Raw genomic sequence first — 25,393 nt, 5'->3', positions numbered from 1 at the left:
GGTGGCGTCGTCGTGCGTCGTCCCCAGGGCGTGGTCCGGTCGCCGGGGTCGTGTCGGTGGCCGTCGGTAGTGTCGTTCCATGGCATCTGACCTGCAGGAACACCCCGACGGCGACCCGGTCGCCGCCGTCGTGCTGCCGGTCTACGGGCCCGACGGGACGTGCCTGACGGACTTCGGCCCGGACCCCGTCGTGGCGGCCGGTGGCGCGCCTCGGACCGGTGAGCAGCGGCAGGTCGAGGCGATCGCGGCGTGCCCGCCGGGGCCAGAGCTGGACGCCTGGCTGCGAGGGCTGGACCTGCGGGTGCTGTCCTCGAAGATCCTGGTCGAGGTGATCGCCGCGCAGGACCGGGTCGAGAGTCATCAGCACGCCCGCAAGCTGGCCATGGTCGCCGAGCTCGCCTCCCGGGACGAGATGAGCCCGCAGTGGTCCCCTCTGGCCGGTGCGCCCCCGACGCAGGCCTGCGTGGCCGGCGACGAGCTCCAGATGCGCCTCGGGTGGCCGCGGGTCACCGCGACCAAGACCGTGCACCGGGCCCTGGTGCTCGACGGGATGCTCGGCGCGACCCGGCAGGCGTTGGAGGTCGGGCACCTCGACCCCGCCAAGGCCCAGGTCCTGACCGCCGAGCTGGCGGACGTGTCGTTCCAGGTCGCGCACGCCGTGGAGGACGCGGTCCTGCCCGAGGCCGACCAGTGCTCGGTCGCCGAGCTCCGGCAGCGGGTGGCGCGGGAGATCCGGTTGGTCGACCCCGAGGGCGCCGCGAGTCGCCGGGAGCGCGCCCGGTGCACCAGGAAGGTCTCCCACCCCCGGCCGCAGCCGGACGGCATGGCCTCGATGTGGCTGGTCCTGGACGCGGCGGACGCGCTGCGCGTCGACGGCGTCCTGACCCACGCCGCGAAGACCGCCAAGGCGCTGGGTGACGACCGGACCCTGGACCAGCTGCGCGCGGATGGTCTGCGCGACCTGGTGGTCGGGGACGTCCCCGCGTCGGATGGTCCGGCGTTCGAGGTCCACCTGTCCCCGGGCCTGCCGGTGCCGCCGGAGCCGCGACGGTCGTGGAACGGGGCGACCATGACCGACCGGGACGGTGCGCTGCTCACCCGCCCGGTCGAGCCGATCCCGATCGCCACCCTCACCCCGCTCGACGACCCCGCCGCCGCCACCGCCACCGCCGCCGCCACCGCCACCGACGCAGTCGCCGGCGTGGGCCAGCCTGCCTCGCCGGGCGGAGCACTGGATGTACCGCCAGGGGCCGCCACCGACACCGAGGGTGAGGGCGAGGTCGAGCCCGACACCGTCGCGACCGCGCCGAGCGCCCGGACCGAGCGCATGGCGTCCGGCGCACCGGCCGGGGCCACCGGGCCCAGCGCGCCGACCGGGACCACTGCAACCGCCCTCGGCCTCAGCGCCGCACCCGCGCCCGCACGTCGCGGCTGCACCCGCTGCTCGGGCCGTCCGGGTGCCGAGGTCCGGATCACGATCCCCGCCTCGACCCTGCTCGGCCTGGACGACCAGACCGCCCACCTCGACGGCCACGGCCCCATCGACGCCGTCCAGGCCCGGGCGCTGGCGATCGGCGGGGTCTGGCAGCGGGTCGTCACCGACCCAATCACCGACCGGGTCCTGGACGTCGGACGAGAACGCTACCGACCACCCGCCGCCCTCGCCGACCTCATCCGCATTCGCGACAAGACCTGCGCGGCACCCGGCTGCAGGGTCCCGGCCTGCGCCTGCGAGCTGGACCACACCACGGAGTTCCACCCCCAACCGGGTGGCGACCCCGACGCGCCCCTGGGTCGCACCGACGCCGACAACCTCGGACTGGTCTGCCACCGGCACCACCGCCTGAAGACGGACGGCGGCTTCCGGCTGCGCCAGATCAGCCCCGGGCTGTTCGAGTGGCTCACCCCCACCGGCCACCGGTACCTCACCAGACCCGGCACCGGGCAGTGCCACGACGCGACCGCCGACCCGTACGACGAGCCGCCCCCGTTCTGAGGAGCCCCTGTCCCGGCCCGGCAGCCCTGCTGCTCGGGCGGCTCACGGGGCCGCGCGCCAGGAGACGCGCGGCGCCAGCCCCGTCGTCAGGAGTGGTTGGTCTCCGCGCGCCAGCCGGAGTGCCGCCGCGCCGCGACCCAGGCCGCGACCTGCGTGCGGCGCTGCAGGCCCATCTTCGCGAGCAGCGACGTGATGTGGTTCTTCACGGTCTTCTCGGCGACGCCCAGGCGCTCGGCGATCTCCCGGTTGGACAGGCCGTCGCCGATGAGGTCGAGCACCTTGAGCTCGCTCGGCGTGAGGTTCTCGGTCGGGTCCTCGTGGCCGGCGCGCCGGCGGGTGACGGTCCGCTCGTCGAGCAGCGTGCGGCCCGCGGCCACCGCGCGCACGACGTCGGTGATCTCCGCGCCGCGGACGCTCTTGAGCAGGTACGCGGCGGCGCCGGCCTCGAGGGCGGCGGCCAGCGCGTCGTCGTCGTCGAACGACGTCAGCACGATCGCCCGCGCGGTCGGCAGGGTGGCCTTCACCTGGGTCATGAGGTCGATGCCGGTGCCGTCGGGCAGCTGCAGGTCGACCAGCAGGACGTCGGGGTGCACCAGCCCGGCGCGGCGGACGCCGTCGGCGACGGACCCGGCCTCGGCGACGACCTTCATGCCGTCGGCGCGCTCGACGACCTCGGCGATGCCGCGCCGCACGACCTCGTGGTCGTCGACGATCATCACCGAGATCTCCCCGGAGCGGGCCGGCTGGACTGCGCTGTTCGTGGCGGACACGCGGTCATCGTATCCAGCCCGGGCGACCGCGTCGGGCACCGGCGCACCGGCCCGTCGCGAGTTCCCCCGCTGGCAGGCGCACGGCGCCGCGGCCTCGAGGCGCGTCCCCTGGCGCGACGGCGCCGGGTGCGCCACGCTCCCGTCCATGACGACGGTGCTGCTGCCCTCCTCGATCCCCCTGTCCCCCACGCTCCCCGAGGGTGTCCGCGCCGCGACGTACGACGTGGAGCAGCCGGTCCCGGAGCACCTGGTGGACGCCGACGCGCTGGTCGCCTGGGGGAACCCGACCGCGCAGCTCGCCGACGCCGCGCGGCGGATGGGCCGGCTCCGCTGGGTGCAGACGCTCGCCGCCGGCCCCGACGCGGTGCTGAGCGCAGGATTCCCGCCGCACGTGACGATCACGTCCGGCCGGGGCCTCCACGACGGCCCGGTCGCGGAGCACACCCTCGCGCTGGTGCTCGCCGCGGCCCGCCGGCTGCCCGAGCTGGTGCGCGCGCAGGACCAGCACCGCTGGGCGGACGAGCTCGGCGGCATGCAGCGGCTGCCGCACGAGGGCGGGGAGTTCCGGTCGCTGTCCGGGGCGCGGGTGCTCATCTGGGGGTTCGGCTCGATCGCCGCCCGGCTCGCGCCGCTGCTCACGGTGCTCGGCGCGCAGGTCGTCGGGGTGGCGTCGCGCGCCGGGGAGCGGGCGGGCTACCCGGTCATCACGCCCGCGGAGGTGCCGCAGGCGCTGCCCGGCACCGACGTGCTCATCGGCATCCTCCCCGCCACGTCCGCGACCCGGCGCGCGCTCGACGCCGCGGTGTTCGCGCGGCTGCCCCGGCACGCCTGGGTGGTCAACGTCGGGCGCGGGTCGACGCTGGACGAGGAGGCGCTGCTGGCGGCGATCGCGGGCGGCCGCATCGCGGGCGCGGCGCTCGACGTGTTCGAGACCGAGCCGCTGCCGGCGTCCTCCCCGCTGTGGGACGAGCCGCGGGTGCTCATCACCCCGCACGCCGCCGGCGGCCGGCCGGTGGGCGCGGACACGCTGCTCACCGACAACATCGGCGCGTTCGAGCGCGGCGAGCCGCTGCGGAACGTCGTCCGGCGCTGACCGGCGGAGGGGCGACGCGGCGGGCCCCGGGCGCCGAACCGTCCAGTTGGTACAGTGGATTGCTCCCCGAGAAGAGGAGCACCTCGATGACCACCGCCGCGCCCACCCTGCGCGACCGCGTCGACCTGCTGCCCGTCGGCCCGGGCGACCCCGCCGGGCCCGATCCGCGCGAGACGGTCGCCGCCCTCGCGGTCGACGGCTGCCTGCTGGGGTTCTACGCCGGGGTGCACCCGCCGGACGACGGCTGGTGGGGCCGCGCGCTGACCGCCGTGGCCGACTACGCCGGCCTGCCGGCACCCCACCAGTGCGCGTCGAACCTGGACCTCGCGCTCGAGGCGGAGCCGTTCCGGGACGCGTCGCCGCTGACCGACGCGGTGCTGCGCCTGGTCCGCGAGGGCGGCACGGACGCGCTGACGCTGGACCGGGTCGCCGAGGAGAGCGGCCGGGACCCCGACTGGATCCTCAGCATGCACGGCTCGGTGCAGGAGCTGGTCGACGCCCTGGTGAGCCGGATCGCGGAGGAGGCGTTCGACGACCTGCTGCCCGCGCACGACGAGCCGGAGCTCCCGGAGCTGCTGGCGGCCTGCGCGAGCTCCGAGCGGGTCGTCGCGATGGTGCGGTTCCTCGCCCTGACGGGCGTCGAGCTGGCGCCGGGCGCGGTCGACACGACCCGGGCCGGGTCTCCGGTGGCGCGCGGCGAGCGGCTGCCGGACCGGGAGCTGGTCGCGGCGCTGGCGCTCGACGGCTGGACGCTCGGGTCGACGGCGCGGCGGTACCCGTGGCCGGAGGCCGTCAGCGCGGGCGTGGCGGCGGAGCTGCGGGCGCTGGCGGGCTGAGGCCGCGGCGCCGGGCCGCGGGCCGGGACGGTCGGCGTGCAGGTCGGACAGTCGGCCCGGCACGTCCGCCCCGTCGGCGCGCAGGGCGGACGCTCAGCGCCGTACGCCGGGACCGTCAGCCCGCGGGCGCCGGCTGGCAGACCGGGCAGAAGTGCGAGGAGCGGTTCATGAACGGCTCGCGCACGACCGGCGTGCCGCACCGCGGGCACGGCTCGCCCGCCTGCCCGTAGACGGCGAGCGAGCGGTCGAAGTACCCGGACGCGCCGTTGACGTTCACGTACAGGGCGTCGAAGCTCGTGCCGCCCTGGGCGAGCGCGTCGGACATCACCCCGGCGACGCCGTCGAGCACCCGCAGGGCGGTCGCCTGGTCGAGGTCGGCCGTGGGCGTCGCGGGGTGGACGCGCCCGCGCCACAGGCCCTCGTCGGCGTAGATGTTCCCGACCCCGGACACGACGCCCTGGTCGAGCACGGCGCGCTTGATCTGCGTCCTGCGGCGGCGGATCGCGCGGGCGACGGCCTCGCGGTCGACGGCCGGGTCGAGCAGGTCGCGGCCGATGTGCGCCACGGGGGCCGGCACCAGCGGCAGGTCCGAACCCGCGCCGCCCGGGCGCGCGTCCGGCGTGGGCAGCAGGTCGACGACGGACAGGTGGCCGAAGGTCCGCTGGTCGACGAAGTCGAGCGCACCCCCGTCGTCGAGGAGCAGCCGGACCCGCAGGTGGGTGTGCGCGCCGCCCTGCTCGACGTCGGCAGGCGTGCCGCGCACGAGCAGCTGGCCGCTCATGCCGAGGTGCGCGAGCAGCGCGTCGTCGGGGGTGGCGCCGGCGGCGCCGGGGTGGTCGAGCGGCAGCCACAGGAACTTGCCACGGCGCACGGCGGCGGTCAGCGTGCGGCCGGCCAGCCGCCCGGCGAGTTCGTCGGGGCCGGCGAGGTGGCGGCGGACGCTGTACGGGCGGCGGACCTCGACGGCGCGGACCGAGCGGCCCACGACGTGCCGCTCCAGGCCGTCCCGGACGGTCTCGACCTCGGGGAGCTCGGGCACGCGGGGGTCAGTCCGCGGCGGGCGCGGTCGCGGGGGCGGCGGACCCGGCGGGCTCGCCGTCGGCGGCCGCCCCGTCGGCATCCGCCCCGTCGGCATCCGTCCCGCCCGCGGCGGCCTCGGCCCCGTCCCGCAGCGCGGTCCAGGCCAGCTCGGCCGCGCGCTGCTCGGCGAGCTTCTTCGCGGTGCCCGTGCCGGTGCCGTACACGTCGCCGGCGACGACGGCGTCGGCGGTGAACACGCGCGCGTGGTCCGGCCCGGCGCTGGTCACCTGGTAGGTGGGCGCGCCCATGCCGAGCGTCGCGGTCAGCTCCTGCAGGCTCGTCTTCCAGTCCAGGCCCGCGCCCAGGTCGGCCGCCTGGGCCAGCCGGGGACCGACCAGGCGCATGACGATCTCGCGGGAGGTCTCGAGCCCGTGCGACAGGTAGACGGCGCCGAACAGCGCCTCGAGGGTGTCGGACAGGATCGAGTCCTTGTCCCGCCCGCCGGTGGCGAGCTCCCCCTTGCCGAGCAGCACGTAGGACCCGAGGTCCAGCGTGCGGGCGACCTCGGCGAGCGCCCGCTGCGACACCGTGGCCGCGCGCATCTTCGCGAGCTCGCCCTCGGACTGCGAGGGGTGCCGGCGGTACAGGTCCTCGGTGACGACCAGGCCGAGCACGGTGTCCCCGAGGAACTCCAGGCGCTCGTTGGTCGGGATGCCGCCCGCCTCGTGGGCGAACGACCGGTGCGTCAGGGCGAGCACCAGCAGCTCGGGGTCCAGGTGGACCCCGAGCTGCTGGGCGAGCTGTGCTGCGGTGGTGCTCATCGTGCGGCGGCCCGCGCCCTCCGGTGCGTCACCGGGGCGCCGGGCCTAGGCGCGTCGGCTCAGCCGGCGTGCTCGGTCCGCATCGCCTCGGCGTAGCGCCGACCGGCGTAGGCGCCGCACGTCGGGCACGCCTGGTGCGGGCGCATGTTCGACTTGCACTGCGGGCAGGTGCTGAGCGTCGTGGCAGTGGTCTTCCACTGCGACCGACGCGCACGGGTGTTGCTGCGCGACATCTTGCGCTTCGGAACAGCCACGGCTAGCTCTCTCTCTTCTCGTCAAGCGTGCTCTGCAGACCACCGAGGGCGGCCCACCGAGGATCAAGGGTCTCATGGGAATGCTGCGGGTCGTCCGCGAGGTGCGCCCCGCAGATGGAGCACAGCCCGGGGCAGTCGTCCCGGCACAACGGCTGGAACGGTAGCGCAGTCACGACCGCGTCCCGAACCAGGGGCTCCACGTCGACCAGGTCGCCGTCGAGCTCGGGGAGGTCCTCCTCGTCGTCACCGCTGTCCTTAGCGGCCTCCGCGCGACCGGGGTAGACGAACAGCTCCTGGACGCGGACGTCGAGATCCTCGACCACCTCGTCCAGGCAGCGCACGCACTCCCCGACCGCCCGGGCCCGCACGGAGCCGGAGACGAACACCCCCTCCATGACGGCCTCGAGCTGGAGGTCCAGCTCGACGTCGTCGCCGACGGGGACGCCGATCACGTCGGTACCGAGGTCCTCGGGAGCCGGCACCGTGACGCGGGTACGCCGCATCGATCCCGGACGTCGGCCGAGCTCGTGGGTGTCGAGCACGAACGGCGAGCGGGGATCGAGGTGGTTGGCGCGCTCCACGGTCCCGGTTCCTGTCGTGAGGGGTCTCGGTCCCTGCGCTGACCGGCGGGACCAACGGTCGATCCTACGGCACGGGTCGCCCTCCGCCCAATCGCCCGGCGGGCGGCCTGGGTCACATCCGCCGGCACATCCGCCGGGCGACCCCGGTCAGCCCTCGCCGTCCTCCAGCCGGTCCGCGAGCTTCGCCCGCCCGGCCTGCACCTGCGTCAGCACCTTGCCGAGGTCGATCTCGAAGTCGGCGAGCCGCCGGTCGCAGTAGTCGTCGGCGTCCCGGCGCAGCCCTCGGGCGGTCTCCTCGGCCTCGCGCACGATCTGCGCGGCACGCTCGGTCGCCTGCGCGACGACGGACTCCTGCTCGACCAGCTCCGCGGCCCGGCGGCGCGCGGCCGCCTCGATCCGCTCGGCGTCCGCACGCGCGGCGGCCCGCTCGGCGTCCGCGGCGGCCAGCACCTCGTCGGCGCGCCCGATCTGCGTGGGCAGCGCCGCGCGGGCCTGGTCCACCAGGTCCAGCAGCTCGGCGCGGCTCACGAGCACCGAGGCCGACATCGGCACGGCGCGCGCGGCCTGGACCGCCTGCTCCAGGGCGTCCAGGACGGCCGTGAGGCCCTCGTGGCGGGGCTGGGGCCCGGTGCTGCTCTGCTCGGTCATGCGCGGCTCCCGTCGGCCGTCGTGGGGGTGCTGAGCGCCGCGCGGACGGCCGCGGCCACCGCCGGCGTCACCAGGTCGTCGATCGGGCCGCCGTGCCGCGCCACGTCCTTCACCAGCGACGAGGCGACGTGCGACAGCGACGGGTCGCCGACGACGAACGCCGTCTCGACGCCCGACAGGTGCCGGTTCATCAGGGCCATGGGCAGCTCCGCGTCGAAGTCCGCGCCGCCGCGCAGGCCCTTGACGACGAGGTCGGCCCCGAGCGCCCGGAGCTCGTCGGCCAGCAGGCCGGACGAGGACGCCACGCGCACGCCCGGGACGTCCGCGACGGCGTCCTCGATCAGCGCCACGCGGGCGTCGACGTCGAGCAGCGGCCGCTTGGCGGCGTTGTGCGCGACGAGCACGACCACCTCGTCGGCGAGACGCCGGGCGCGGCGCACCACGTCCAGGTGGCCGAGCGTGAAGGGGTCGAAGGAGCCGGGGCAGACCGCGAGAACCACGCGCCCCAACCTACGCCGTCAGGCCGGGGGCTCCTCGTCGACCGGGCTGCGCGCGCCGAGGTGCACCGCGGTGTCGCCGTACGTCCGGGTGTCGAACCCGTGCATCGCGGTCGGCCAGGGCGGCGGGCCGCTGCGCGTCGACCGCTCGACGACCACCACCGACTCGACCGTCAGCGCCGGCACGAGCGCGGCCAGCACCTCGGCCAGCGTCGCGTCGGGGACGTCGTACGGCGGGTCCAGCAGCACCAGGTCCCACGGCTCGGCGGGCCGCGCGACGTAGGCCTCGACGCGCTCGCGCACGACGTCCACCCGGTCGCGCAGGCCGAGCGCCGCGACGTTCTTCCGGCACACCTCGGCGGCGGCCTTCCCCCACTCGACGAGCACGACGTGCGCGGCCCCGCGGCTCGCCGCCTCCAGGCCGAGCGCGCCCGAGCCGGCGTAGCCGTCCAGCACCCGCGCGTCCTCGACGGCGTCCAGGTGCTCGAGCCGGGAGAACAGCGCCTCGCGCACCCGCTCGCTCGTCGGGCGGGTCCCCGACGGCGGCACGGCGAGCGTGCGGCCGCCGACCGACCCCGCCACGATCCGGGTCACCGGCCGGCCCGCTTCTTCTCGGCCTCGGCGGTCTCCTGCATGTCCGTCATGCGCTCCATCATCGTCTTGGTGCTGGTGCTGGACCCGACGGCCAGCGCGATCGCCGAGACCGCGGCCTGCACGACCACGACCTGCGGCAGCACCGTGCCGAGCGCGACCGACAGCACCACGGGCACCATGCCGAGCACCGCGACGTCCGGGCCGCGGGCCAGCACGGCCGCGACGCCGCCGGGCAGCGCGCCCATCGGCGTCGCCACCAGCGGGCCCTCCCAGTTGGGCGACGGCCGGTACGCGGCGCGCAGCGCGGCGCCCGCCCACACCGGGGCCGACACCACGCCGAGCAGCAGCCACGGCCCGACCTCGCCCTCCCAGCGGCCGACCGCGGCGAACGCGGCGGCCGACCAGAGCAGCATCGCCACCCCCGGCACGATCAGCCGCGCGCGGCGGACCGCCTTGGCCGACATCGGCAGCAGCCGGTCGACGATCGGGGCCATCTCGGCGCGGCGCGCGCCCTCCCCCGTCGCCAGCATCCCGACGTACCCGCTGACCAGCACCGCGAGGATCACGCCGAGCACGCCCGCGAGCTGCGGCGTGATGACGACGACCACCGGCACCAGCGCCGACACGACGAGCTGCACCAGGTGCCGCGGCGAGCGCAGCAGCACCGTCACGTCCGCGACGACCACCGCCGACACCGGGCCCCGGACGAGCCGCATCCGGCGCACCCGGCGCCGCCGCGGCCGCGCGGCCGAGTCCGACAGCGCCCGGCCGAGCTCGCGCGAGTCCATGGACACCAGGGCGCCGGCGGCCTGGGTGGCGACCGAGCCGCTCTCCCGCAGGTCGCGGCCGCGGATCCGGCCGAGCCGGGTGTCGAGCCACCACCACGCGCCGGCCACCGCCACCGCGAGCACGACCAGGACCCACCCGGCGACGTCCGGCAGCGCGGCGACCCGCCAGCCCGCGAGCGCCGCGACGAGCGCGAGCACCGGCGCCACGCCGATGACCGCGTCGCCCGCGAGCGCCGTCACCCGGCGCGGCACCCCGCGGCTCTGCAGGTGCCCGGCCAGCAGCGCCAGCCCGGCGCACACCAGCGCGGCCGTGCCGCCCAGCCGCAGCACGTGGCCGAGGCCGTGGTCCGCGAGCAGCCCGCCGTCCAGCAGCGCGAGCACCACCCCGCCGATCAGGCCGGACGCGATCGGCAGCCGGAGCGAGGCCGGGCGGAGCAGGCCGCGGCGGTCCACCGGCATCCCCAGCCACCAGGTCGCCTCCGCGCCGCCCGCGCCCACCGGCCCGAGCCGGGCGCTGAGCGACAGCACCACGCCCGCGACGACGAACGCGGCCACCGCCACGACCGTCGGCAGGCTGATGCCCGAGCGCAGCGCCTCGTCGGGCACGTGCGGCAGCGTCGAGCGGAGCTGCCCGGCGAGGCCGAGGGCGACGCCCAGGCCGATCGCCGCCATGACCACCGCGTAGTAGACGTCGCCCAGCACCTCGCCGATGCCCGCGCCCGACCGGCGCTTGGCGACCTGCGCGGTGTACCGGCGGATCGAGCGGGCGCCCGGGACCGGCGTCCGGCCCTGCGTGGGGGCGACGGCGGGCTCGGGGACGTCGTCCCAGCCGGCCGCGGGCGCGGGGGCGTCGTCGGCGGTGGCGGCGAACTCGCTCACAGCACGCCCGGCCGCAGCGCCTCGACGGCGTCCGCGGTGCTGAGCAGGCGCGAGTGGTCGTCCGCGACGAGCACCGCGCGGTCCGCCACGACGCGCAGCAGCTCGGGGTCGTGCGTCGCCAGCAGCACCGAGCCGCCCGCGCGCTTCTCGTCGACCAGCCGCTGCGCCAGGTGGTCGCGCATCGCGACGTCCAGGCGCTGCTCGGGCTCGTCGAGCACCAGCAGCGACCGCGGGCGCACGAGACCGGCCGCGAGCAGCAGGCGACGGCGCTGGCCCGAGGACAGCGCGACCGGCAGCGCCGCGGCGTGCTCGGTCAGCCCGAACTCGTCCAGCAGCTCGTCCACCACCGCGTCCGCGCCCTGCACCCCGTGCCCGCGGGCCGTGAGGTACAGGTGCTCGGCGACCGTGAGCGCCGGGAAGTACGCGTCGTCGTCCAGCACGCTCGACACCCGGGTGCGGAACCCGACCTCGCGCTCGTCCACGGCGCGGCCCAGCACCTCCACCCGGCCGCCGACCGGCTCCAGCAGGCCGAGCACGGCGCGCAGCACCGTCGACTTGCCCGAGCCGTTCGCGCCGACGAGCGCGAGGGCCTTCCCGGGCGGGAGGGTGAACGAGACCGGGGCGCACACGGGCTCCCCGCCGTACCCGACGAGCAGATCGACGGCACGGATCACGGGCTGCTTCGACACGGGCAGCAGCGTACGCACCGCGGCTGGTGCCTCCGCCGGGACCGACGGCCCGCGGTCCGGTCAGGTCCGGTCGAGGAACTCCTCGCGCTCCCCCGCCAGCATCCGCTGGATCGCCTCGGCGAGCGCCGGGTGCGCCTCCAGGTCCGGGTCCGCGTCGACGAGCTCGCGCGCCGCGACCCGGGCCCGCTCGATCACCTCGGCGTGCTCCGTCACCTTGAGCAGCCGGAGCGACGAGCTCCCGCCCGACTGCGCGGCCCCGAGCACGTCGCCCTCGCGGCGCAGCGCCAGGTCCACCGCCGCGAGCTCGAACCCGTCGCGCGTCGCCGCGAGCGTGCCGAGCCGGGTCGCCGCGTCGGTGCCCTCGGGGGCGTCCGCGACCAGCAGGCACACCCCGGGCCTCGTCCCGCGGCCGATCCGCCCGCGGAGCTGGTGCAGCTGCGAGATGCCGAACCGGTCCGCGTCCAGCACCACCATCACGGTCGCGTCCGGCACGTCGACACCGACCTCGATCACGGTCGTCGACACCAGCACCGGCACCGCGCCCGAGGCGAAGTCCGCGAGCGCCCGGTCCTTGTCCTCGGGGGTCATCCGGCCGTGCAGCTCCCCGACCGCGACGCCGCGCAGCGCGGGCGTGCCGCGCAGCAGCTCCGCGACCTCCACGACCGCGTGCAGCGGGCGCTGCGGGCGGGCGTCCTCGTCCTCCGGGGGCAGGTCGGTCACCAGGTCCGCGCCGTCGACGTCCGCCTTCTTCGCGTCGGCGTCGATCCGCGCGCACACCACGTAGGCCCGGCCGCCGCGGTCGACCTCCTCGCGGATGCGCTGCCACGTGCGCTCCAGCCAGGCGGGCTTGTCCGCCGGGACCACGTGCGTCACGACGTCCGCGCGGCCCTTCGGCACCTCGCGCAGCGTCGACGTCTCGAGGTCGCCGAACACCGTCATCGCGACCGTGCGCGGGATCGGCGTCGCCGTCATCACGAGCAGGTGCGGCACACCCCCGGCCTTGGCCCGCAGGACGTCCCGCTGCTCCACGCCGAACCGGTGCTGCTCATCCACCACCACCAGGCCGAGGTCCGCGAACTGCACGTGCTCGGACAGCAGCGCGTGCGTGCCGACCACGATCCCGGCGGCCCCGCCCGCGATCTCGCCGAGCGCCCGTCGCCGGGCCGCCGACCCCTGCGAGCCGGTCAGCAGGGCCACCCGCGTCGCCACCTCCGCGCCGCCGAGCATCCCGGCCTCCGCCAGGTCGCCGAGCAGGGCCTGCAGCGTCCGGGCGTGCTGCGCCGCGAGCACCTCGGTCGGGGCCAGCAGGGCCGCCTGCCCGCCGGCGTCGACCACCTGGAGCATCGCGCGCGCCGCCACCACCGTCTTCCCCGAGCCGACCTCGCCCTGGAGCAGGCGCTGCATCGGGCTGCCGGCCGCGAGCTCTGCGGCGATCTGCGCGCCGATCTCCCGCTGGCCTCCCGTCAGCTCGAACGGCAGCCGCGCGTCGAACGCGTCCAGCAGCCCGCCCGCGCGCGGCGGCCGCGCGACCGCCGCCTGCGCCGCGAACCGGGCCTTGCGGCGGGCCAGCTCGGCCTGCAGGACGAACGCCTCCTCGAACCGCAGCCGGGCCACGGCCCGGTCCTTCTCCGTGTCGTCGAGCGGGTGGTGCACCCCCTGGAGCGCGTCCACGATCCCCGGCATCCGGCCGCGGACCTCGTCGGGCAGCGGGTCCGGGAGGTCGGCCGGGGTGAGCAGGCGGCGCACCATCTCGACCGCGGAGACCACCGTCTCGTTCCGCAGGCCCGCGGTCAGGCCGTACACCGGCCGGGGCCGCCGCGACTCGATCAGGCGCTGGGCCTCGTCCTCGAACGACATCGGGTCGTCGACCTCGAACTCGGGGTGCAGGAGCTGGAGCTGGCCGCGGTACTCCTTGACCGTGCCCGAGAACAGGCCGGTCACGCCCGGCTTGAGCTGCTGCTCGAAGTGCCGCAGCGCGCCGGGGTGCTTGGCGAACCAGGTCAGGAGCAGGGTCTGCGGACCGTTCCGCACCACCACCTCGAGGATCACGCCGCCCCGCGAGCGCATCGTGCGCGTCGTCGAGCGGTCGACCACCGCGTCCACCGTCACGTGCTCCCCGACGCGCAGGTGCCCGATGGTCGCCGGGTCACCCCAGTGGGACCACCGGCGGGGGTAGTAGCGCAGCAGGTCGCCGACCGTGCGCAGCCCGAGCTTGGCGAGCTTCTTGGCGGCGCCCGGGACGTACGTGCCGAGGTCCTGGTCCAGGTACGGCGGCGGCTGCACGACCGCGTCGTGGGGGACGGTCACGGGCGCGCCTCCGTCGGGGTGGTGGGGGTGGTGGGGGTGGTAGGGGTGGTAGGGGCTGCGGGCGTCGCGGGGTCGCCCGTGCTCGTGGGGACCGCGTCCGTCGCGGGGACCGCGAGGGCGGCGAGCGAGACGAGCACCCCCGCGTCGTCGGACGCCCCGGCCGGGACGACCCACCCGGGGTCGAGGGCGGCGGCGTCGAGCCGGTCCCCGGGCAGCACGACGACCGACCCCTGCCCGGCGGCCCCCGCCGCCCTGGCGTCGCCCGCCGCGTGCACCGGGACCTGCGCCTCCTGGGTCGCCCGGCGGACGGCGTCGCGGGCCTCGCCCGGGGGCGTCCCGTCCGGCAGCAGCACGGCGACCGCACCGTCGTCCGCGAGCGCGGCGGCGACCGCGCCCGAGCCGGTGCACGCGACCACGGGCCGCGCCGGGCCGAGCAGCGTCCGCACCGTCGCCGTCCAGCGCGCGCCGGAGGCTTCCAGGGCCGCCGCGGCGTCGGTGGGCGCGGGCGCATGCACGTGCGCCGTCACGAGCCCGTCCCCGGGCACCACCGCGACCGCGTCGCCGACCGCGGCCAGTGCATCCGCGAGCCCGCGGGCGACCCGCTCGGCGCCGTCGGCGTCCCCGTCGACCCGCAGCAGCGCGACGACCTCGTAGCCGTGCGCGTCGGCGGCCCCCTCGGCCCCGGCACCCGCCGGTTCCGCGGCGTCGTGGGCGTCCAGCCACGCGACGTCCACGGGCCCTGCCGAGCCCGCGAGGGCGGCGGCCAGGGCGTCGAGCAGCACCAGCAGGGCGCAGGCCCCGGCGTCGACGACCCGGGCCGAGCGCAGCACCGGGTGCCCCGCGCTGATCCGCGCGAGGTCCGCACGCCCCGCCGCCACGCCCGCGCCGAGCGCCGCCGCCTCGCCCTCGCCCGGCGCCGCCGCCTCGCCCTCGCCCGGCGCCGCGGTCTCACCCTCGCCCGGCGCCGCGGTCTCACCCTCGCCCGGCGCCGCCGTCTCACCCGCGCCCGGCGCCGCCGCCCGCCGCACCGCGTCGGCCACCACGGCGGCGACGGTCAGCACCGTCCCGTCCTCCGGCTCGGCCACCGCCGAGCGCGCCGCCGCCGCGGCGGCCGCCAGGGCGTCGGGCATCGACGCGGACGCCGCACCGGCCAGCCCGCCGAGGTACCGGCTGAGGATGACCCCCGAGTTGCCGCGCGCCGACAGCAGTGCCCCGCGCGCGAGCGCCCGGAGCACCGCGGCCCCGTCGGCGCCGCCGGGCAGCGCCGCGACCTCGTCCGCCGCCCCGCGCACCGTGAGCAGCACGTTCGTCCCCGTGTCGCCGTCGGGCACCGGGAACACGTTCACCGCGTCGATCCGCTCGCGCGCTGCTTCCAGCGCGGGCACCGCGCGGTCCAGCCAGTCGCGCAGCACGTCGCCGTCCCCGAGTCGCCCAGCCACGTCCGCGCGCAGTCCTCTCGTCGTCCCGGTCGTCCGTCCGGCACCCGGCCCGCCGACGACCTCGCGGGCCGTTCGCCCGCGCATCCCCTACTCTGCCGCACGCGACCCACAGGACCCCGGTCGTCCCCAGCCCGGGCCCCGCTGCCGGTCGTCCGGCGAGGTGTGACGGACGTCGTTTTGAGGGTCACGGCACTCGTGGGCTAGTCTTGTCCGGTTGCCTGGCCACTGCCGGGCACGGGTGTGCCCCTCGGAACGGTCCTCGGACCGCCGGTGCGGGCCCCACCGACCAACCAGGACTTGCCGCCCGGGGCTCCTTCCCGAGCGGCGTGCAATGACCGGATCAGGAGAAGACCGTGGCTGCCAACTGCGACGTCTGCGCCAAGGGCCCGAGCTTCGGGCACAGCATCTCGCACTCGCACGTGCGCACCAAGCGCCGCTGGAACCCGAACATCCAGCGCGTGCGCGTGGTGGTCGCGGGCACCCCGAAGCGCCTCAACGTCTGCACCTCGTGCCTCAAGGCCGGCAAGGTCCAGCGCGCCGTCTGAGCGACGTCTCTCGAAGGCCCGTGCGGTTCGTCCGCGCGGGCCTTCGTGCTGCCCGGGGGCGATCCAGGCCGACCACCGGGCGACCGGCAGAACGCCCTGTGGCGGCGCCGCCGGGTGTGGCACGCTGAGCGCATGAGCGAGCAGCGCCGCGAGCACACGGTCCGGCCCGCCGAGCCCCGGGACGCCGCCGGCATCGCCGCCGTGCACGTCCGGACGTGGCAGCACGCGTACGCGGGCCTCGTCCCCGACAGCTACCTGTCCTCCCTCGACGTCGACCGGCGCACCGAGGTCTGGCAGCGCGACCTCGCGCACGGCAGCCGGATCCGCGCGTGGGTCGCGACCGTCGATCCCGCGGAGGTCGTCGGGTTCATCTCCCTCGGCCCGTCCCTCGACGAGGACGCCGAGCGCTCGGCGCTGCAGGTGTACGCCCTCTACCTCGACCACGGGATGTGGGGGTCCGGCGTCGCGCGCGAGCTGCTGCGCACCGCCATGCAGGACGTCCCGCCGCGCATCCCCGTCACGCTCTGGGTGTTCGCGGACAACGAGCGCGCCCGGCACTTCTACCGCCGGCACGGCTTCCAGCCCGACGGCACCGAGCGCACCGAGGACGTCGGCGGCGCCGACCTGCTCGAGGTCCGCTACCGCCGGCGCTGACCGATGCCGACACCGATGGACCGGGACGAGCTCGACGCTCTCGAGGAGACCCTCGACGTCCTCCAAGACGACGAGCTGATGCAGGACCTCCGCGACGCGCGCCGGGAGATCAGAGACGGGATGGTCTCGTTCGAGCGCCCCGACGTCGACGCGCAGCCCGATCGCCGCGCCTGGCCGGATCGGCCGCGACCGCCGACGCACTAGCGCCGGAAGTGCTCCCAACCGGTCGCGACCACCGGCCGCGCGCCGCCGACGAGCACCGTGCCCGCTACGCCGTCCGCGCCCGCACCGGCCTCGGCCACCACGCCGATCCGACGGAACCCCTCCGGCAGCGCCGCCGCCGCGGGGAACGTCGCGAGCAGGCCGTGGTCCTCGCCCCCGCCCAGCACCCAGCCGACCGGGTCGGTGCCGAGGGCGGCGGCGGCCGCGGCCAGGGCGTCGAGGTCGTCGCGGAACGCCTCCGCCGGGTCGTCGAGGTCCAGCACGACCCCGCTCGCCGCGGCCAGCCGCTCGCCGTCGCGCAGCAGCCCGTCCGAGACGTCGAGCATCGCGGTGGCGCCGCCGGCCGCAGCGGCCGGGCCCGCCGCGAGGGGCGGCTCGGGGCGGCGGTGCACGGCGACGACCGCCGGGTCGGCGTCCGCGCGCCCCGCGTCGAGGAGCGTGAGCCCCGCTGCGGAGCGGCCCACCGTCCCCGCGAGCGCGACGACGTCCCCGGGCCGGGCGCCGGAGCGCAGGACCGGGTCGGCCCCCGCGAGGTCGCCGTGCACGGTCACCGCGACGACGACGGACGCGCCCCCGGACAGGTCACCGCCGACGACGCCGGCCCCGACGGTCGCGCACGCCGCGCCGAGCCCGCGCGCCAGGCCCTCGACCCACGCGACGGGCAGGTCGCCGGGGACGACCAGCGAGACGACGATCGCGGTCGGCCGGGCGCCCATCGCGGCGACGTCGGCGAGGTTCTGCATGGCGGCGCGCCAGCCGACGTCCTCGCCGGTGGACCACGCGCGCCGGAAGTGCCGATCCTCGACGAGGACGTCGGTCGACACGACGAACCGCCCGTCCGGGGCGGCGAGGACGGCCGCATCGTCGCCGGGGCCGAGCAGGGTGCGGTCGCCGGCCGGGAGGTGCGGGAAGATCCGCGCGAGCAGGCCGTCCTCGGACAGCTCCGCCACGCTGGGGCCGGCGGCGTCGGACTCGTCGGGGGCCGCAGGCCGGGCGGCGACGCGCTGGTCCGCCACGGTGGGGCCGGCGGCGTCGGGCTGGTCGGGGGCGGCGCGGTCGGTCACGCCCGCCACGGTAGCGCCCGCGGCACCGGCGTCGGCCGCGACGCCTCCCCCGCGTGCGGCCGGCGCCCCGCTCGCGTCCGCACGCCCCGTGCCCGACCGGCGCCCGCACGCCCCCCGTGCCCGGCCGTGCGCCCACTCGCGTCCGCACGCCCCCATGCCCGGCCGGCGCCCGCTCGCGCCCGCACGCCACGCGCCCGACCGCATGACGGCGCGCAGCCGACCTCGAGTGAGCAATCAACACGTCGAGTGCCTATCCCCTGGGTAGGCACTCGACGTGTCGGTTACCCCCTCGGCGCGGAAGCCCCCCGCCCCGGTTCCGGACCGGCGCCCGCGCCGGGTTACCGTGGCCCCGTGAGCCGCTCCCCCCGCCGTCGCCCCGCCCGCACCGCCGCCGGGGCGGCCACGCTGGCGCTGGCCGGCGTCCCGCTGCTCGCGGGGTGCGCGTCGACCGTCGGGGTGGCGGTGGCCCCCGACGCGGCGGACCCGGCGTGCGCGCGGGTGGTGCTGGCGCTGCCCGAGCAGCTCGGCGACGGGCTGGCCGAGCTCCGCACGACGAGCCAGGCGACCTGGGCGTGGGGCGACCCGACGGACCCGGTGACGCTGCGCTGCGGCGTGCCGGTGCCCGGCCCGACGACCGAGCAGTGCGTGACGATGGAGACGGCGAGCGGGACCAGCATCGACTGGCTCGTGCGGGCCGACGCGGAGCCCGCGGACGCCGGCGCCGGCCCCGACGACGCCGACGACGACGGAGCCGACCCGGCGGCCTCCGCTGGCGCGACGGCCGACCCCGGCGCGACGGCCGACCCCACCGCGGACCCGTCGTCCGGCGCGGACGCGCTGCTCGACCCCGGCTCGTCCGACTGGACGTTCGTGACCTACGGCCGCGACCCCGCGGTGGAGGTGCACGTCCCGGCGGCGGTGGTCGCGGAGCGGTCGACGTCGTTCCTGGACGCGCTCAGCCCCGCGATCGCCCAGGTCGAGGCGACCCGCGCCTGCCTCTGACGCCCGCAGCCCGCGAGGGGCCCGGTTCCCTCAGCGCAGCCCGGTCGGCCGCTCGAGCGCGAGCTGCAGCAGCTCGTCCAGCAGGTCGGCGTAGGACAGCCCGCTCTGCTGCCACATGCGGGGGTACATCGAGAACGGCGTGAACCCGGGCATGGTGTTGATCTCGTTGACGACCACCTCGCCGCCGGGCGTCACGAACACGTCGACCCGCCCGAGCCCCTCGCCGTCGACGGCCTCGAAGGTCCGCACGGCGACGTCCTGCACGCGGGCGATGACGTCCTCGGGCAGATCGGCGGGGCAGGACAGCTGGACGGCGGCCTCGTCGAGGTACTTGGCCTCGAAGTCGTAGAACCCGTGGGTCGCGTCGGTGACGACGATCTCGCCGGGGAGGGACGCCCGGGGGCGCGCGCCGCCGCGGCCTCCCAGGACGGCGCACTCGATCTCGCGCCCGACGATGCCGGCCTCGATCACGACCTTCGGGTCGTGCTCCTGGGCGGCGGCGACGGCGGCGGGCAGGTCGGCGGGGTCGACGACCCGGGTGATGCCGATGCTGGACCCGGCGCGGGCGGGCTTGACGAACAGCGGCAGGCCCAGCGCCTCGATCCGCGCCCGTACGCCGTCCCGGTCGGTCTCGAGGTCGTCGCCGCGCAGGGTGACGAACGGCCCGACGGGCAGCCCGGCGCCGGCGAGGACGACCTTCATGAAGTGCTTGTCCATGCCCACCGCGGAGGCGAGCACGCCGGCGCCGACGTACCGGACGTCGGCGAGCTCGAGCATCCCCTGGAGCGTCCCGTCCTCGCCGAACGGGCCGTGCAGCAGCGGCAGGACGACGTCGACGGCGCCGAGGTCGACGGCGGGCGACCCGGGCTCGATGACCTGCAGCTCACGCGAGCCGACCTCCTGCGGGAGCAGGACCTGCTCGGGCACGGCCTCGACCTCGGGCAGCCGGCCGTCGACGATGGCCCAGCGGTCCGGGTCGTCGGCGACGCGCACCCACCGGCCCTGCGGGGTGATGCCGATCGGCAGCACGTCGTACCGCTCCCGGTCGATCGCGCGGAGCACGGCCCCGGCGGTGGCGCAGGAGATGGCGTGCTCGCTCGAGCGCCCCCCGAACAGCACGAGCACCCGGGGGCGGCTGGCGGCGGACGCGGCGGGCCCGGACACGGGCTCAGGGAGGCTGGACATCGCCGGGAAGCCTAGCCGCTGGGTGGGACGGGACCGTCGACGCCGCGCGCGTGCGCGTAGCCTGCGGCCCGTGACCCCGCACGAGCACGACGCCGACCTGTCCCGCGAGACCCTCGCCGTGACGGCGGGCCGCCCCGCCCGCGCGCAGGGCGCCCCCGTGAACCCCCCGGTGGTGCTGTCCTCGACCTACGTGTCGCAGGGCGTGCCGCAGCCCGGCGAGATGATGTACGCCCGCGGCGACACCGAGACCTGGGGCCCGTTCGAGGCGACCCTCGGCGCACTGGAGGGCTCGGCGCACCCGGCGCTGGTGCTCGGCTCCGGCATGGCCGCGATCGCCGCGGCGCTGTCGCTGGTCCCGCACGGCGGGCGGCTGGTCCTCCCCCGGCACGCGTACCAGGTGACGCTGGGCTACGCCCGCGACCTGGCGGAGCGCTCCGACGTCGAGGTGCAGCAGGTCGACATCGCGGACACGGACGCCGTGGTCGCCGCGCTGGACCCGGCCGCGTCCCCCACGGGCCGCGCCACGTCACTGCTCTGGGTGGAGTCGCCCACCAACCCGATGCTCGAGGTGGCGGACCTGCCGGCGCTGGTCGCCGCGGGCCACGCCGCCGGTGCGCTGGTGGCCGTGGACAACACCTTCGCGACGCCGCTGGTGCAGCGCCCGCTGGAGCACGGGGCGGACGTCGTCGTGCACTCGGTGACCAAGTACCTCGCGGGGCACAGCGACGTCGTGCTCGGCGCCGTGCTCACCGACGACGCGGCCCTGCGGGAGAAGCTGCACGGCTACCGCACGGTGCACGGCGCGATCGCCGGCCCGTTCGAGGTCTACCTGGCCCTGCGCGGCATCCGCACCCTCGCCCTGCGCGTCGAGCGCTCGCAGCGCACCGCGCTCGACCTGGCTCGGCGGCTGTCCGAGCATCCCGGCGTCGTCGAGGTGCGGCACCCCGGCCTCCCCGGCGACCCCGGCCACGAGCGCGCCACCGCGCAGATGGCGGGCTACGGCTCGATCATCGGGCTGCGTCCCGCGGGCGGGGCGGCCGGCGCGGACGCGGTCGTCGCGGCGCTGCGGCTCTGGGTGCCGGCGACGAGCCTCGGCGGCGTGGAGTCGAGCATCGAGCGCCGCCGCCGGTTCGCGACCGAGTCGCCGACCGTCCCGGAGGACCTGCTGCGGCTGAGCGTCGGCATCGAGGACGTCGAGGACCTCTGGCGGGACCTGGACCGCGCGCTGCGCGGCTGACGGGGCTAGACGCCCTCGGCCTTGCGGGGCCGCCCGAGCAGCAGCGGCGCGAGCGCGTCGACGGGCAGCCCCTCGTGCAGCACCTGCACGACGGCGGCGGTGATCGGCATCTCGACGCCGACCCGCTCGGCCAGGTCGAGCACGGACCGGGACGACTTCACGCCCTCGGCCGTGCCGCCGGTCGCCGCCACGGCCTCGTCGAGCGACAGCCCGCGGCCGACGGCCAGGCCCAGCCGGTGGTTCCGCGAGTCGGGCGAGGCGCAGGTCGCCATCAGGTCGCCCATGCCCGCCAGCCCCGGGAAGGTCTCGGCCTTCGCGCCGAGCGCCAGGCCGAGCCGCGTGATCTCGACCAGGCCGCGCGTGATCACGGTCGCCATCGTGTTGTAGCCGAGCCCGCGCCCCTGGGAGATGCCCACGGCCAGCGCGATGACGTTCTTCACGGCCCCGCACAGCTCGACGCCCACGACGTCGTCGTTGGTGTACGGCCGGAAATACCCCGACGCGCACGCGGCGGCGACCCGCTCGGCGGTGCCCGCGTCCGCCGAGGCCACGACGGTGGCGGTCGGCTGGCGGGCGGCGATCTCGGCGGCCAGGTTCGGACCGGACAGCACGGCGAGGCGCTCGGCCGGCAGGCCCAGGGCCTCGCCCATGACCTCGCTCATCCGCCGGTCGGTGGCGAGTTCGACGCCCTTCATCAGCGACACGGCGACCGCGCCCGGCGCGAGCGCGTCGGCGAGCGGGGTCAGCACGGCGCGCGCGGACTGGGACGGCACGGCGACCGCGACGACGTCCGCCCCGGCGACGGCGGCGGCCGGGTCGGCCTCCCCCGTCACGCGCTCGGGCAGGTCGATCCCGGGCAGGTAGCGCTCGTTGCGGTGGTCGCGGGCGATGGCCTCGCACACCGCGGCGTCGCGGCCCCAGACGGTGACGTCGCACCCCGCGTCGGCGAGGACGGCGGCGAACGTGGTGCCCCAGGCGCCGGCCCCGAGGACGGCGGCGCGGGTCACGTGAGGTCCGTCGTCGCGCCGCCCGGGCGCCGCATGTCGTACGGCTGCGCCGGGGGCGTCCCGCCCCGGACGTCCGCGAGCAGCGCGGTGATCGCGGCCATGACGCGGGCGGTGGCCTCGCGGAGGGTCGCGGCGTCGAGCGGCCGGTCGTAGAGGTCGGACAGGTCGACCGGGGGTCCGGCGACGACCGTGACCTTCTTCGGCGGGATCGGCTTGAAGACCTTCTTGTACCGCCCGAGCAGGTCCTGGGCGCCCCACTGGGCGATCGGGACGACGGGCACGCGCGAGGTCAGCGCCAGGCGGGCGACGCCGGTCTTGGCCACCATCGGCCACAGGTCGGGGTCGCGGGTCAGCGTGCCCTCCGGGAACACCGCGACGCACTCGCCCTCGGCGAGGGCGGCCTCGGCGGCGCGCAGCGAGTCGCCCGCCTTCGAGGTGTTCCGGTAGACGGGGATCTGCCCCGACGTGCGCAGCACCCAGCCGAGGACCGGCACGCCGAACAGCGACGACTTCGCGAGGATCTTCGGCGCCACCCCGTTGTCGTAGAGGTAGTGCGCGAAGGTCACCGGGTCGACGTTGGTCATGTGGTTCCCGGCGGCGATGAACCCGGTGCCGGCCGGCAGGTGCTCGGCGCCCCGCCAGTCACGCCGCGTGATCGCGTACAGCACGGGGCGCAGGACGCGGGCGATGTTGCGGTAGGACCGGTTCGCACGGGGGGGATGCACGGGAGCCGATGCTACCCGGCGGGGCTGCGGGGCCCGCCGAGCACCCGGCCCGCGTGACAGGGGGCTCGGCGCGACGGGGAGCCCAGAGTAGGGCGCGGGGCCGCGAGCGCAACCGGGGACGCGGGGCCGACGTGCGCCGGGCGCTCCGATTTGGCACTATCGACCCCGGTCCCCTCGGCTCACCCCCAGGGCCGCCGCGCATCGTTGGGACGAAGCGAGCTGCGCGAGAAACCTGGTGCGACGTGCACGAACGTCGTCGCACCTCGGCTTCGGAGCACCACATTGTCCGTTTCCTCTCGTCCCTCGACCACGTCGACGCAGCCGCGGTCGGTCGCCCCGGGGACCTTCCACGTGCTCGGGGAGGGCGACTCGCTCGCCTGGTCCGAGCCGGTCTACCGGCTGCACGGCTTTGAGCCCGGCGACGTCGTCCCCTCGACCGCCCTGATGCTGGCGCACTGCCACCGCGAGGACCGCGCCGCCCTGGAGGCGGTGCTCCGCGCGGCGCCCGTCCCCGGCGGGGACGGCAGCAGCGTCCGCTACCGCCTCCTGGACACCGCCGGCACCGAGCGCTCGGTGCTCGCCGTGCTGGCGCCGGGCGTCGACCCGCGGCACGGCCACCGCTCGGCGGACGGCGACGGCCGACCCGCGCCCGACCACGACGGGGCTCCGGCCGCGGACGGCGCCGTGCACGACGGCCGGCCGGCCGAGCGGCTTGGGATGCTGATCGACCTCGGCGCGGAGATCGGCGCGACCGCCGCCCGCCGCGCGGACGACATGCTCGCCGCGGCGATCGCCTCCCGCGAGGTCATCGACCAGGCCAAGGGCGCGGCGATGCTCGCGTACGGCCTGGACGGCGAGGCGGCGTTCGAGTTCCTCCGCTGGCACTCCGAGCACCTCAACGTGAAGGTCCGGGGAGTCGCCGAGCGCCTGCTCCGGTCCCTGCCCGGCCGGCCCGCCGACCGCGACCCCCGGGACGTCCTGGACGCCGCGCTCGCCGACCTCGGCGTCACGCCCGGCACGGCGCGCGACGTGGCGGGGCACGGCGACGGCCCGACGCTCCCGGCGTCCCTGACGGTCCGGCACGTCCCCGAGGGCCGCGCGGTGGTCGCGCACCTCGAGGGCGAGGTCGACGCCGCGACGGCCCCGACGCTGGTCGCCGGGCTGAGCGAGGCGCTGAAGGCCGTCCCGCCGCGCGGGACGCTCGTCGTCGACGGCTCCGGCCTGCTGCGGCTCGGACCGGTGGCCGCGCTGCACATCGCCCGGCTGCGGCGGCGCGCCGAGAACGCCGGCGTCCAGCTCCGGGTCGTCCCGCCCCGGGGCGGCCGTCCCGAGATGCGCCCGGAGGTCGGCGGCACGAGCATGTGAGGGACCCCGCACGAGGAGGACCCGCATGACCCAGGACCCGAACGACCGCCCGGACGGCCTCCTGCCCGACGGCGACCCCGACGACCAGGCGGAGCAGAGCACGCCGGGCTCCGACGGCGACGGCCCCGAGGCGGGCTACACGGGCGCCGAGGGCGCGGACGACGCACCGGAGGACGCGGCGCCCGCTGACGGGCGCTGAGGGGATGGGTGCGGTGGCGCAGCCCGGCACGACGGACGGCCCCGTGCAGGACACGGGGCCGGAGGCGTGGCGCGTCGGTGCGCTCGACGAGATCCAGGAGCTCCTGGTCTCGTCGGTGCCCGTCGACTCGCTGCTGGACGCCATCGTCGGGCACGCGGCCCGGCGCGCCGGCGGCTCGGCCGCGATCACCGTCCGGCTCGGCCGCAGGACCGCCGTGGCGGCGGCGTCCGACGAGCTCGCAGCGGCCTGCGACCGCGCGGAGCAGGAGGCCGGTGAGGGGCCGTGCCTCGACGCCTCCCGCGCGCAGCGCCGGATCACCGTCCCGGACGTCCACGACGACCCGCGGTGGCCCGCGTGGCGGGAGGCGACCCTCGCGGCGGGGTTCTGCGCCACGGCCGCGCTCCCGGCCGCCCGGCACGACGGGGTGGACGTCGACCTCGCGATCGACCTGTACCACCCGCGGCCGGGCGAGTGGGACGAGGACGTCCTCGGGGACGTCGCCCGGTTCGCGGACGACGCCGCCCGGGCGGTCGCGGTGGCGGCGCTCGCCCAGGAGCAGCGGCGCACCAACGAGGACCTGCGCAGCGCGATGGCGGCCCGCGCCGTCATCGACCAGGCGCTCGGGGTGGTCATGGCCCAGAACCGGTGCGGGCCCGAGGAGGCGTTCGACATCCTCCGCCGGGCCTCGCAGGCCCGGAACCAGAAGATGCGCGATCTCGCGGCCGCGATCGTCGCGTCGGTGTCCGGCCAGGAGCCGCACAGCCCGCACGACTTCCAGGAGCGCCCGCGTCGCTGACCCGGCGGGGGCGCTGCTGGGGGCGCGGCCGTGGCGAGCGCGCGGCCTGCGTGGTGGCGCGGCCTTCCGTGGCTGCGCGGGCCCCGGTCCCCTACTTGACGGGACGAGGCCGCGGTCGGCGCGTCCCCCTGCGGCGCGCCGACCGCGGCGCTGTCCGGAGGGGCGCCGCCCGTGCCGCCG

At 77.1% G+C, this 25,393-nt stretch carries 27 protein-coding genes; 11 read left to right on the top strand and 16 right to left on the bottom strand.

Translation table 11 applies throughout. The features are described from left to right. Positions 1-79: 79 nt before the first annotated feature. Entirely contained in the window at positions 80-1,996 is a 1,917-nt protein-coding gene (locus J5O08_RS05105; protein WP_218705758.1) for an HNH endonuclease signature motif containing protein, read from the top strand. Between the two features lie 86 nt (positions 1,997-2,082). Here J5O08_RS05105 and J5O08_RS05100 read toward each other — a convergent pair whose 3' ends face one another. Next, on the bottom strand, positions 2,083-2,712 hold the full coding sequence (locus J5O08_RS05100) for a response regulator transcription factor (RefSeq protein WP_217613968.1): 630 nt from the start codon (positions 2,710-2,712) through the stop codon (positions 2,083-2,085). A 199-nt stretch (positions 2,713-2,911) separates the two neighbouring features. On the opposite strand from J5O08_RS05100, the gene J5O08_RS05095 reads away from it, so the two are divergent. Together J5O08_RS05095 and J5O08_RS05090 are read left to right on the top strand one after the other, a co-directional pair. Beyond that, entirely contained in the window at positions 2,912-3,859 is a 948-nt protein-coding gene (locus tag J5O08_RS05095) for a phosphoglycerate dehydrogenase (protein WP_147796057.1), read from the top strand. A gap of 86 nt (positions 3,860-3,945) precedes the next feature. Further along, complete coding sequence (locus J5O08_RS05090; RefSeq protein ID WP_218705756.1) at positions 3,946-4,695, top strand: hypothetical protein; 750 nt, start codon at positions 3,946-3,948, stop codon at positions 4,693-4,695. Positions 4,696-4,810: 115 nt separating this feature from the next. Here the strand turns inward: J5O08_RS05090 and mutM are convergent, their stop codons facing one another. The 11 genes from mutM to J5O08_RS05035 all read right to left on the bottom strand — a co-directional run bounded on the left by mutM (position 4,811) and on the right by J5O08_RS05035 (position 15,212). Continuing rightward, complete coding sequence (gene mutM / locus J5O08_RS05085; RefSeq protein WP_218705755.1) at positions 4,811-5,734, bottom strand: bifunctional DNA-formamidopyrimidine glycosylase/DNA-(apurinic or apyrimidinic site) lyase; 924 nt, start codon at positions 5,732-5,734, stop codon at positions 4,811-4,813. Between the two features lie 7 nt (positions 5,735-5,741). Beyond that, on the bottom strand, positions 5,742-6,536 hold the full coding sequence (rnc, locus tag J5O08_RS05080) for a ribonuclease III (RefSeq protein ID WP_218705753.1): 795 nt from the start codon (positions 6,534-6,536) through the stop codon (positions 5,742-5,744). Positions 6,537-6,595: 59 nt separating this feature from the next. Then, positions 6,596-6,790: a 50S ribosomal protein L32 gene (gene rpmF, locus J5O08_RS05075; RefSeq protein WP_147796053.1), complete on the bottom strand. Its 195-nt coding sequence runs from the start codon at positions 6,788-6,790 to the stop codon at positions 6,596-6,598. 2 nt (positions 6,791-6,792) lie between these two features. Next, entirely contained in the window at positions 6,793-7,371 is a 579-nt protein-coding gene (locus J5O08_RS05070; protein WP_308281374.1) for a DUF177 domain-containing protein, read from the bottom strand. A 147-nt stretch (positions 7,372-7,518) separates the two neighbouring features. Next, the gene (locus J5O08_RS05065) at positions 7,519-8,019 is read right to left on the bottom strand and encodes a hypothetical protein (protein WP_218705752.1); all 501 of its coding nucleotides are present in this window, start codon (positions 8,017-8,019) and stop codon (positions 7,519-7,521) included. Then, on the bottom strand, positions 8,016-8,519 hold the full coding sequence (gene coaD / locus J5O08_RS05060; RefSeq protein WP_218705751.1) for a pantetheine-phosphate adenylyltransferase: 504 nt from the start codon (positions 8,517-8,519) through the stop codon (positions 8,016-8,018). Before coaD ends, J5O08_RS05065 begins: the two co-directional genes overlap by 4 nt. 18 nt (positions 8,520-8,537) lie before the next feature. Beyond that, positions 8,538-9,110, bottom strand: a complete 573-nt coding sequence (gene rsmD / locus J5O08_RS05055; RefSeq protein WP_218705750.1) for a 16S rRNA (guanine(966)-N(2))-methyltransferase RsmD — start codon at positions 9,108-9,110, stop codon at positions 8,538-8,540. Beyond that, the gene (locus J5O08_RS05050) at positions 9,107-10,777 is read right to left on the bottom strand and encodes a DUF6297 family protein (protein WP_308281373.1); all 1,671 of its coding nucleotides are present in this window, start codon (positions 10,775-10,777) and stop codon (positions 9,107-9,109) included. Before J5O08_RS05050 ends, rsmD begins: the two co-directional genes overlap by 4 nt. Beyond that, on the bottom strand, positions 10,774-11,466 hold the full coding sequence (locus J5O08_RS05045; RefSeq protein WP_147796048.1) for an ABC transporter ATP-binding protein: 693 nt from the start codon (positions 11,464-11,466) through the stop codon (positions 10,774-10,776). The genes J5O08_RS05050 and J5O08_RS05045 overlap by 4 nt, the downstream gene beginning before the upstream one ends. 60 nt (positions 11,467-11,526) lie before the next feature. Beyond that, positions 11,527-13,773 carry an ATP-dependent DNA helicase RecG gene (locus tag J5O08_RS05040; RefSeq protein WP_308281370.1) on the bottom strand — a complete coding sequence of 749 codons (2,247 nt, stop codon included), beginning with the start codon at positions 13,771-13,773 and terminating at the stop codon, positions 11,527-11,529. Beyond that, positions 13,770-15,212 carry a DAK2 domain-containing protein gene (locus tag J5O08_RS05035; RefSeq protein ID WP_218705749.1) on the bottom strand — a complete coding sequence of 481 codons (1,443 nt, stop codon included), beginning with the start codon at positions 15,210-15,212 and terminating at the stop codon, positions 13,770-13,772. The genes J5O08_RS05040 and J5O08_RS05035 overlap by 4 nt, the downstream gene beginning before the upstream one ends. A gap of 353 nt (positions 15,213-15,565) precedes the next feature. Between J5O08_RS05035 and rpmB the strand changes: the two genes are divergently transcribed. The 3 genes from rpmB (at position 15,566) to J5O08_RS05020 (ending at position 16,615) form a co-directional block, all read left to right on the top strand. After that, positions 15,566-15,757: a 50S ribosomal protein L28 gene (gene rpmB / locus J5O08_RS05030; RefSeq protein WP_135974635.1), complete on the top strand. Its 192-nt coding sequence runs from the start codon at positions 15,566-15,568 to the stop codon at positions 15,755-15,757. Positions 15,758-15,889: 132 nt separating this feature from the next. Further along, positions 15,890-16,411 (top strand): GNAT family N-acetyltransferase, encoded by a 522-nt coding sequence (locus J5O08_RS05025; RefSeq protein WP_218705748.1) that lies wholly within the window; start codon positions 15,890-15,892, stop codon positions 16,409-16,411. Positions 16,412-16,426: 15 nt separating this feature from the next. Then, the gene (locus J5O08_RS05020; protein ID WP_218705747.1) at positions 16,427-16,615 is read left to right on the top strand and encodes a hypothetical protein; all 189 of its coding nucleotides are present in this window, start codon (positions 16,427-16,429) and stop codon (positions 16,613-16,615) included. Here J5O08_RS05020 and J5O08_RS05015 read toward each other — a convergent pair. After that, entirely contained in the window at positions 16,612-17,583 is a 972-nt protein-coding gene (locus tag J5O08_RS05015; protein ID WP_374225930.1) for a thiamine-phosphate kinase, read from the bottom strand. The genes J5O08_RS05020 and J5O08_RS05015 overlap by 4 nt on opposite strands. Positions 17,584-18,048: 465 nt before the next feature. On the opposite strand from J5O08_RS05015, the gene J5O08_RS05010 reads away from it, so the two are divergent. Next, a complete protein-coding gene (locus J5O08_RS05010; protein WP_308281368.1) occupies positions 18,049-18,699 on the top strand; it encodes a DUF3515 family protein in 651 nt (216 codons plus the stop codon). A 30-nt stretch (positions 18,700-18,729) separates the two neighbouring features. Here J5O08_RS05010 and J5O08_RS05005 read toward each other — a convergent pair whose 3' ends face one another. Beyond that, positions 18,730-19,884: a D-alanine--D-alanine ligase family protein gene (locus tag J5O08_RS05005; protein ID WP_218705745.1), complete on the bottom strand. Its 1,155-nt coding sequence runs from the start codon at positions 19,882-19,884 to the stop codon at positions 18,730-18,732. Positions 19,885-19,954: 70 nt separating this feature from the next. On the opposite strand from J5O08_RS05005, the gene J5O08_RS05000 reads away from it, so the two are divergent. After that, a complete protein-coding gene (locus J5O08_RS05000) occupies positions 19,955-21,121 on the top strand; it encodes a PLP-dependent transferase (RefSeq protein ID WP_308281367.1) in 1,167 nt (388 codons plus the stop codon). 5 nt (positions 21,122-21,126) lie between these two features. Here J5O08_RS05000 and J5O08_RS04995 read toward each other — a convergent pair whose 3' ends face one another. Together J5O08_RS04995 and J5O08_RS04990 are read right to left on the bottom strand one after the other, a co-directional pair. Further along, complete coding sequence (locus J5O08_RS04995) at positions 21,127-22,128, bottom strand: NAD(P)H-dependent glycerol-3-phosphate dehydrogenase (RefSeq protein ID WP_218705744.1); 1,002 nt, start codon at positions 22,126-22,128, stop codon at positions 21,127-21,129. Beyond that, complete coding sequence (locus tag J5O08_RS04990) at positions 22,125-22,853, bottom strand: 1-acyl-sn-glycerol-3-phosphate acyltransferase (RefSeq protein ID WP_218705742.1); 729 nt, start codon at positions 22,851-22,853, stop codon at positions 22,125-22,127. The genes J5O08_RS04995 and J5O08_RS04990 overlap by 4 nt, the downstream gene beginning before the upstream one ends. Positions 22,854-23,204: 351 nt before the next feature. Here J5O08_RS04990 and J5O08_RS21545 point away from each other — a divergent pair, with 351 nt between their 5' ends. From J5O08_RS21545 to J5O08_RS04975, 3 genes are read left to right on the top strand one after another with little or no spacing between them, the layout of a single operon-like run. Beyond that, positions 23,205-24,218 (top strand): ANTAR domain-containing protein, encoded by a 1,014-nt coding sequence (locus J5O08_RS21545; protein WP_218705740.1) that lies wholly within the window; start codon positions 23,205-23,207, stop codon positions 24,216-24,218. Between the two features lie 25 nt (positions 24,219-24,243). Beyond that, positions 24,244-24,417, top strand: a complete 174-nt coding sequence (locus J5O08_RS04980) for a hypothetical protein (RefSeq protein WP_218705738.1) — start codon at positions 24,244-24,246, stop codon at positions 24,415-24,417. A gap of 13 nt (positions 24,418-24,430) precedes the next feature. Further along, positions 24,431-25,213, top strand: coding sequence for a GAF and ANTAR domain-containing protein (locus tag J5O08_RS04975; protein ID WP_218705736.1), 783 nt, complete (start codon positions 24,431-24,433; stop codon positions 25,211-25,213). Positions 25,214-25,393: the final 180 nt, after the last annotated feature.

This window comes from Cellulomonas sp. PS-H5 (assembly GCF_019265565.1).
Taxonomy (GTDB): Bacteria; Actinomycetota; Actinomycetes; order Actinomycetales; family Cellulomonadaceae; genus Cellulomonas.
The sequence above is the reverse complement of the archived record's forward strand: the minus strand, read 5'-3'. Positions and strand labels throughout refer to the sequence as shown.

Coding starts and splice junctions, on each gene's coding strand:
- rnc (WP_218705753.1), bottom strand. CDS start 6,536: ATGAGCACCACCGCAGCACAGCTCGCCCAGCAGCTCGGGGTCCACCTG.
- J5O08_RS05105 (WP_218705758.1), top strand. CDS start 80: ATGGCATCTGACCTGCAGGAACACCCCGACGGCGACCCGGTCGCCGCC.
- J5O08_RS05090 (WP_218705756.1), top strand. CDS start 3,946: ATGACCACCGCCGCGCCCACCCTGCGCGACCGCGTCGACCTGCTGCCC.
- J5O08_RS04980 (WP_218705738.1), top strand. CDS start 24,244: ATGACCCAGGACCCGAACGACCGCCCGGACGGCCTCCTGCCCGACGGC.
- J5O08_RS05005 (WP_218705745.1), bottom strand. CDS start 19,884: ATGTCCAGCCTCCCTGAGCCCGTGTCCGGGCCCGCCGCGTCCGCCGCC.
- J5O08_RS05025 (WP_218705748.1), top strand. CDS start 15,890: ATGAGCGAGCAGCGCCGCGAGCACACGGTCCGGCCCGCCGAGCCCCGG.
- J5O08_RS05095 (WP_147796057.1), top strand. CDS start 2,912: ATGACGACGGTGCTGCTGCCCTCCTCGATCCCCCTGTCCCCCACGCTC.
- J5O08_RS05020 (WP_218705747.1), top strand. CDS start 16,427: ATGGACCGGGACGAGCTCGACGCTCTCGAGGAGACCCTCGACGTCCTC.
- J5O08_RS05065 (WP_218705752.1), bottom strand. CDS start 8,019: ATGACCGAGCAGAGCAGCACCGGGCCCCAGCCCCGCCACGAGGGCCTC.
- J5O08_RS05100 (WP_217613968.1), bottom strand. CDS start 2,712: ATGATCGTCGACGACCACGAGGTCGTGCGGCGCGGCATCGCCGAGGTC.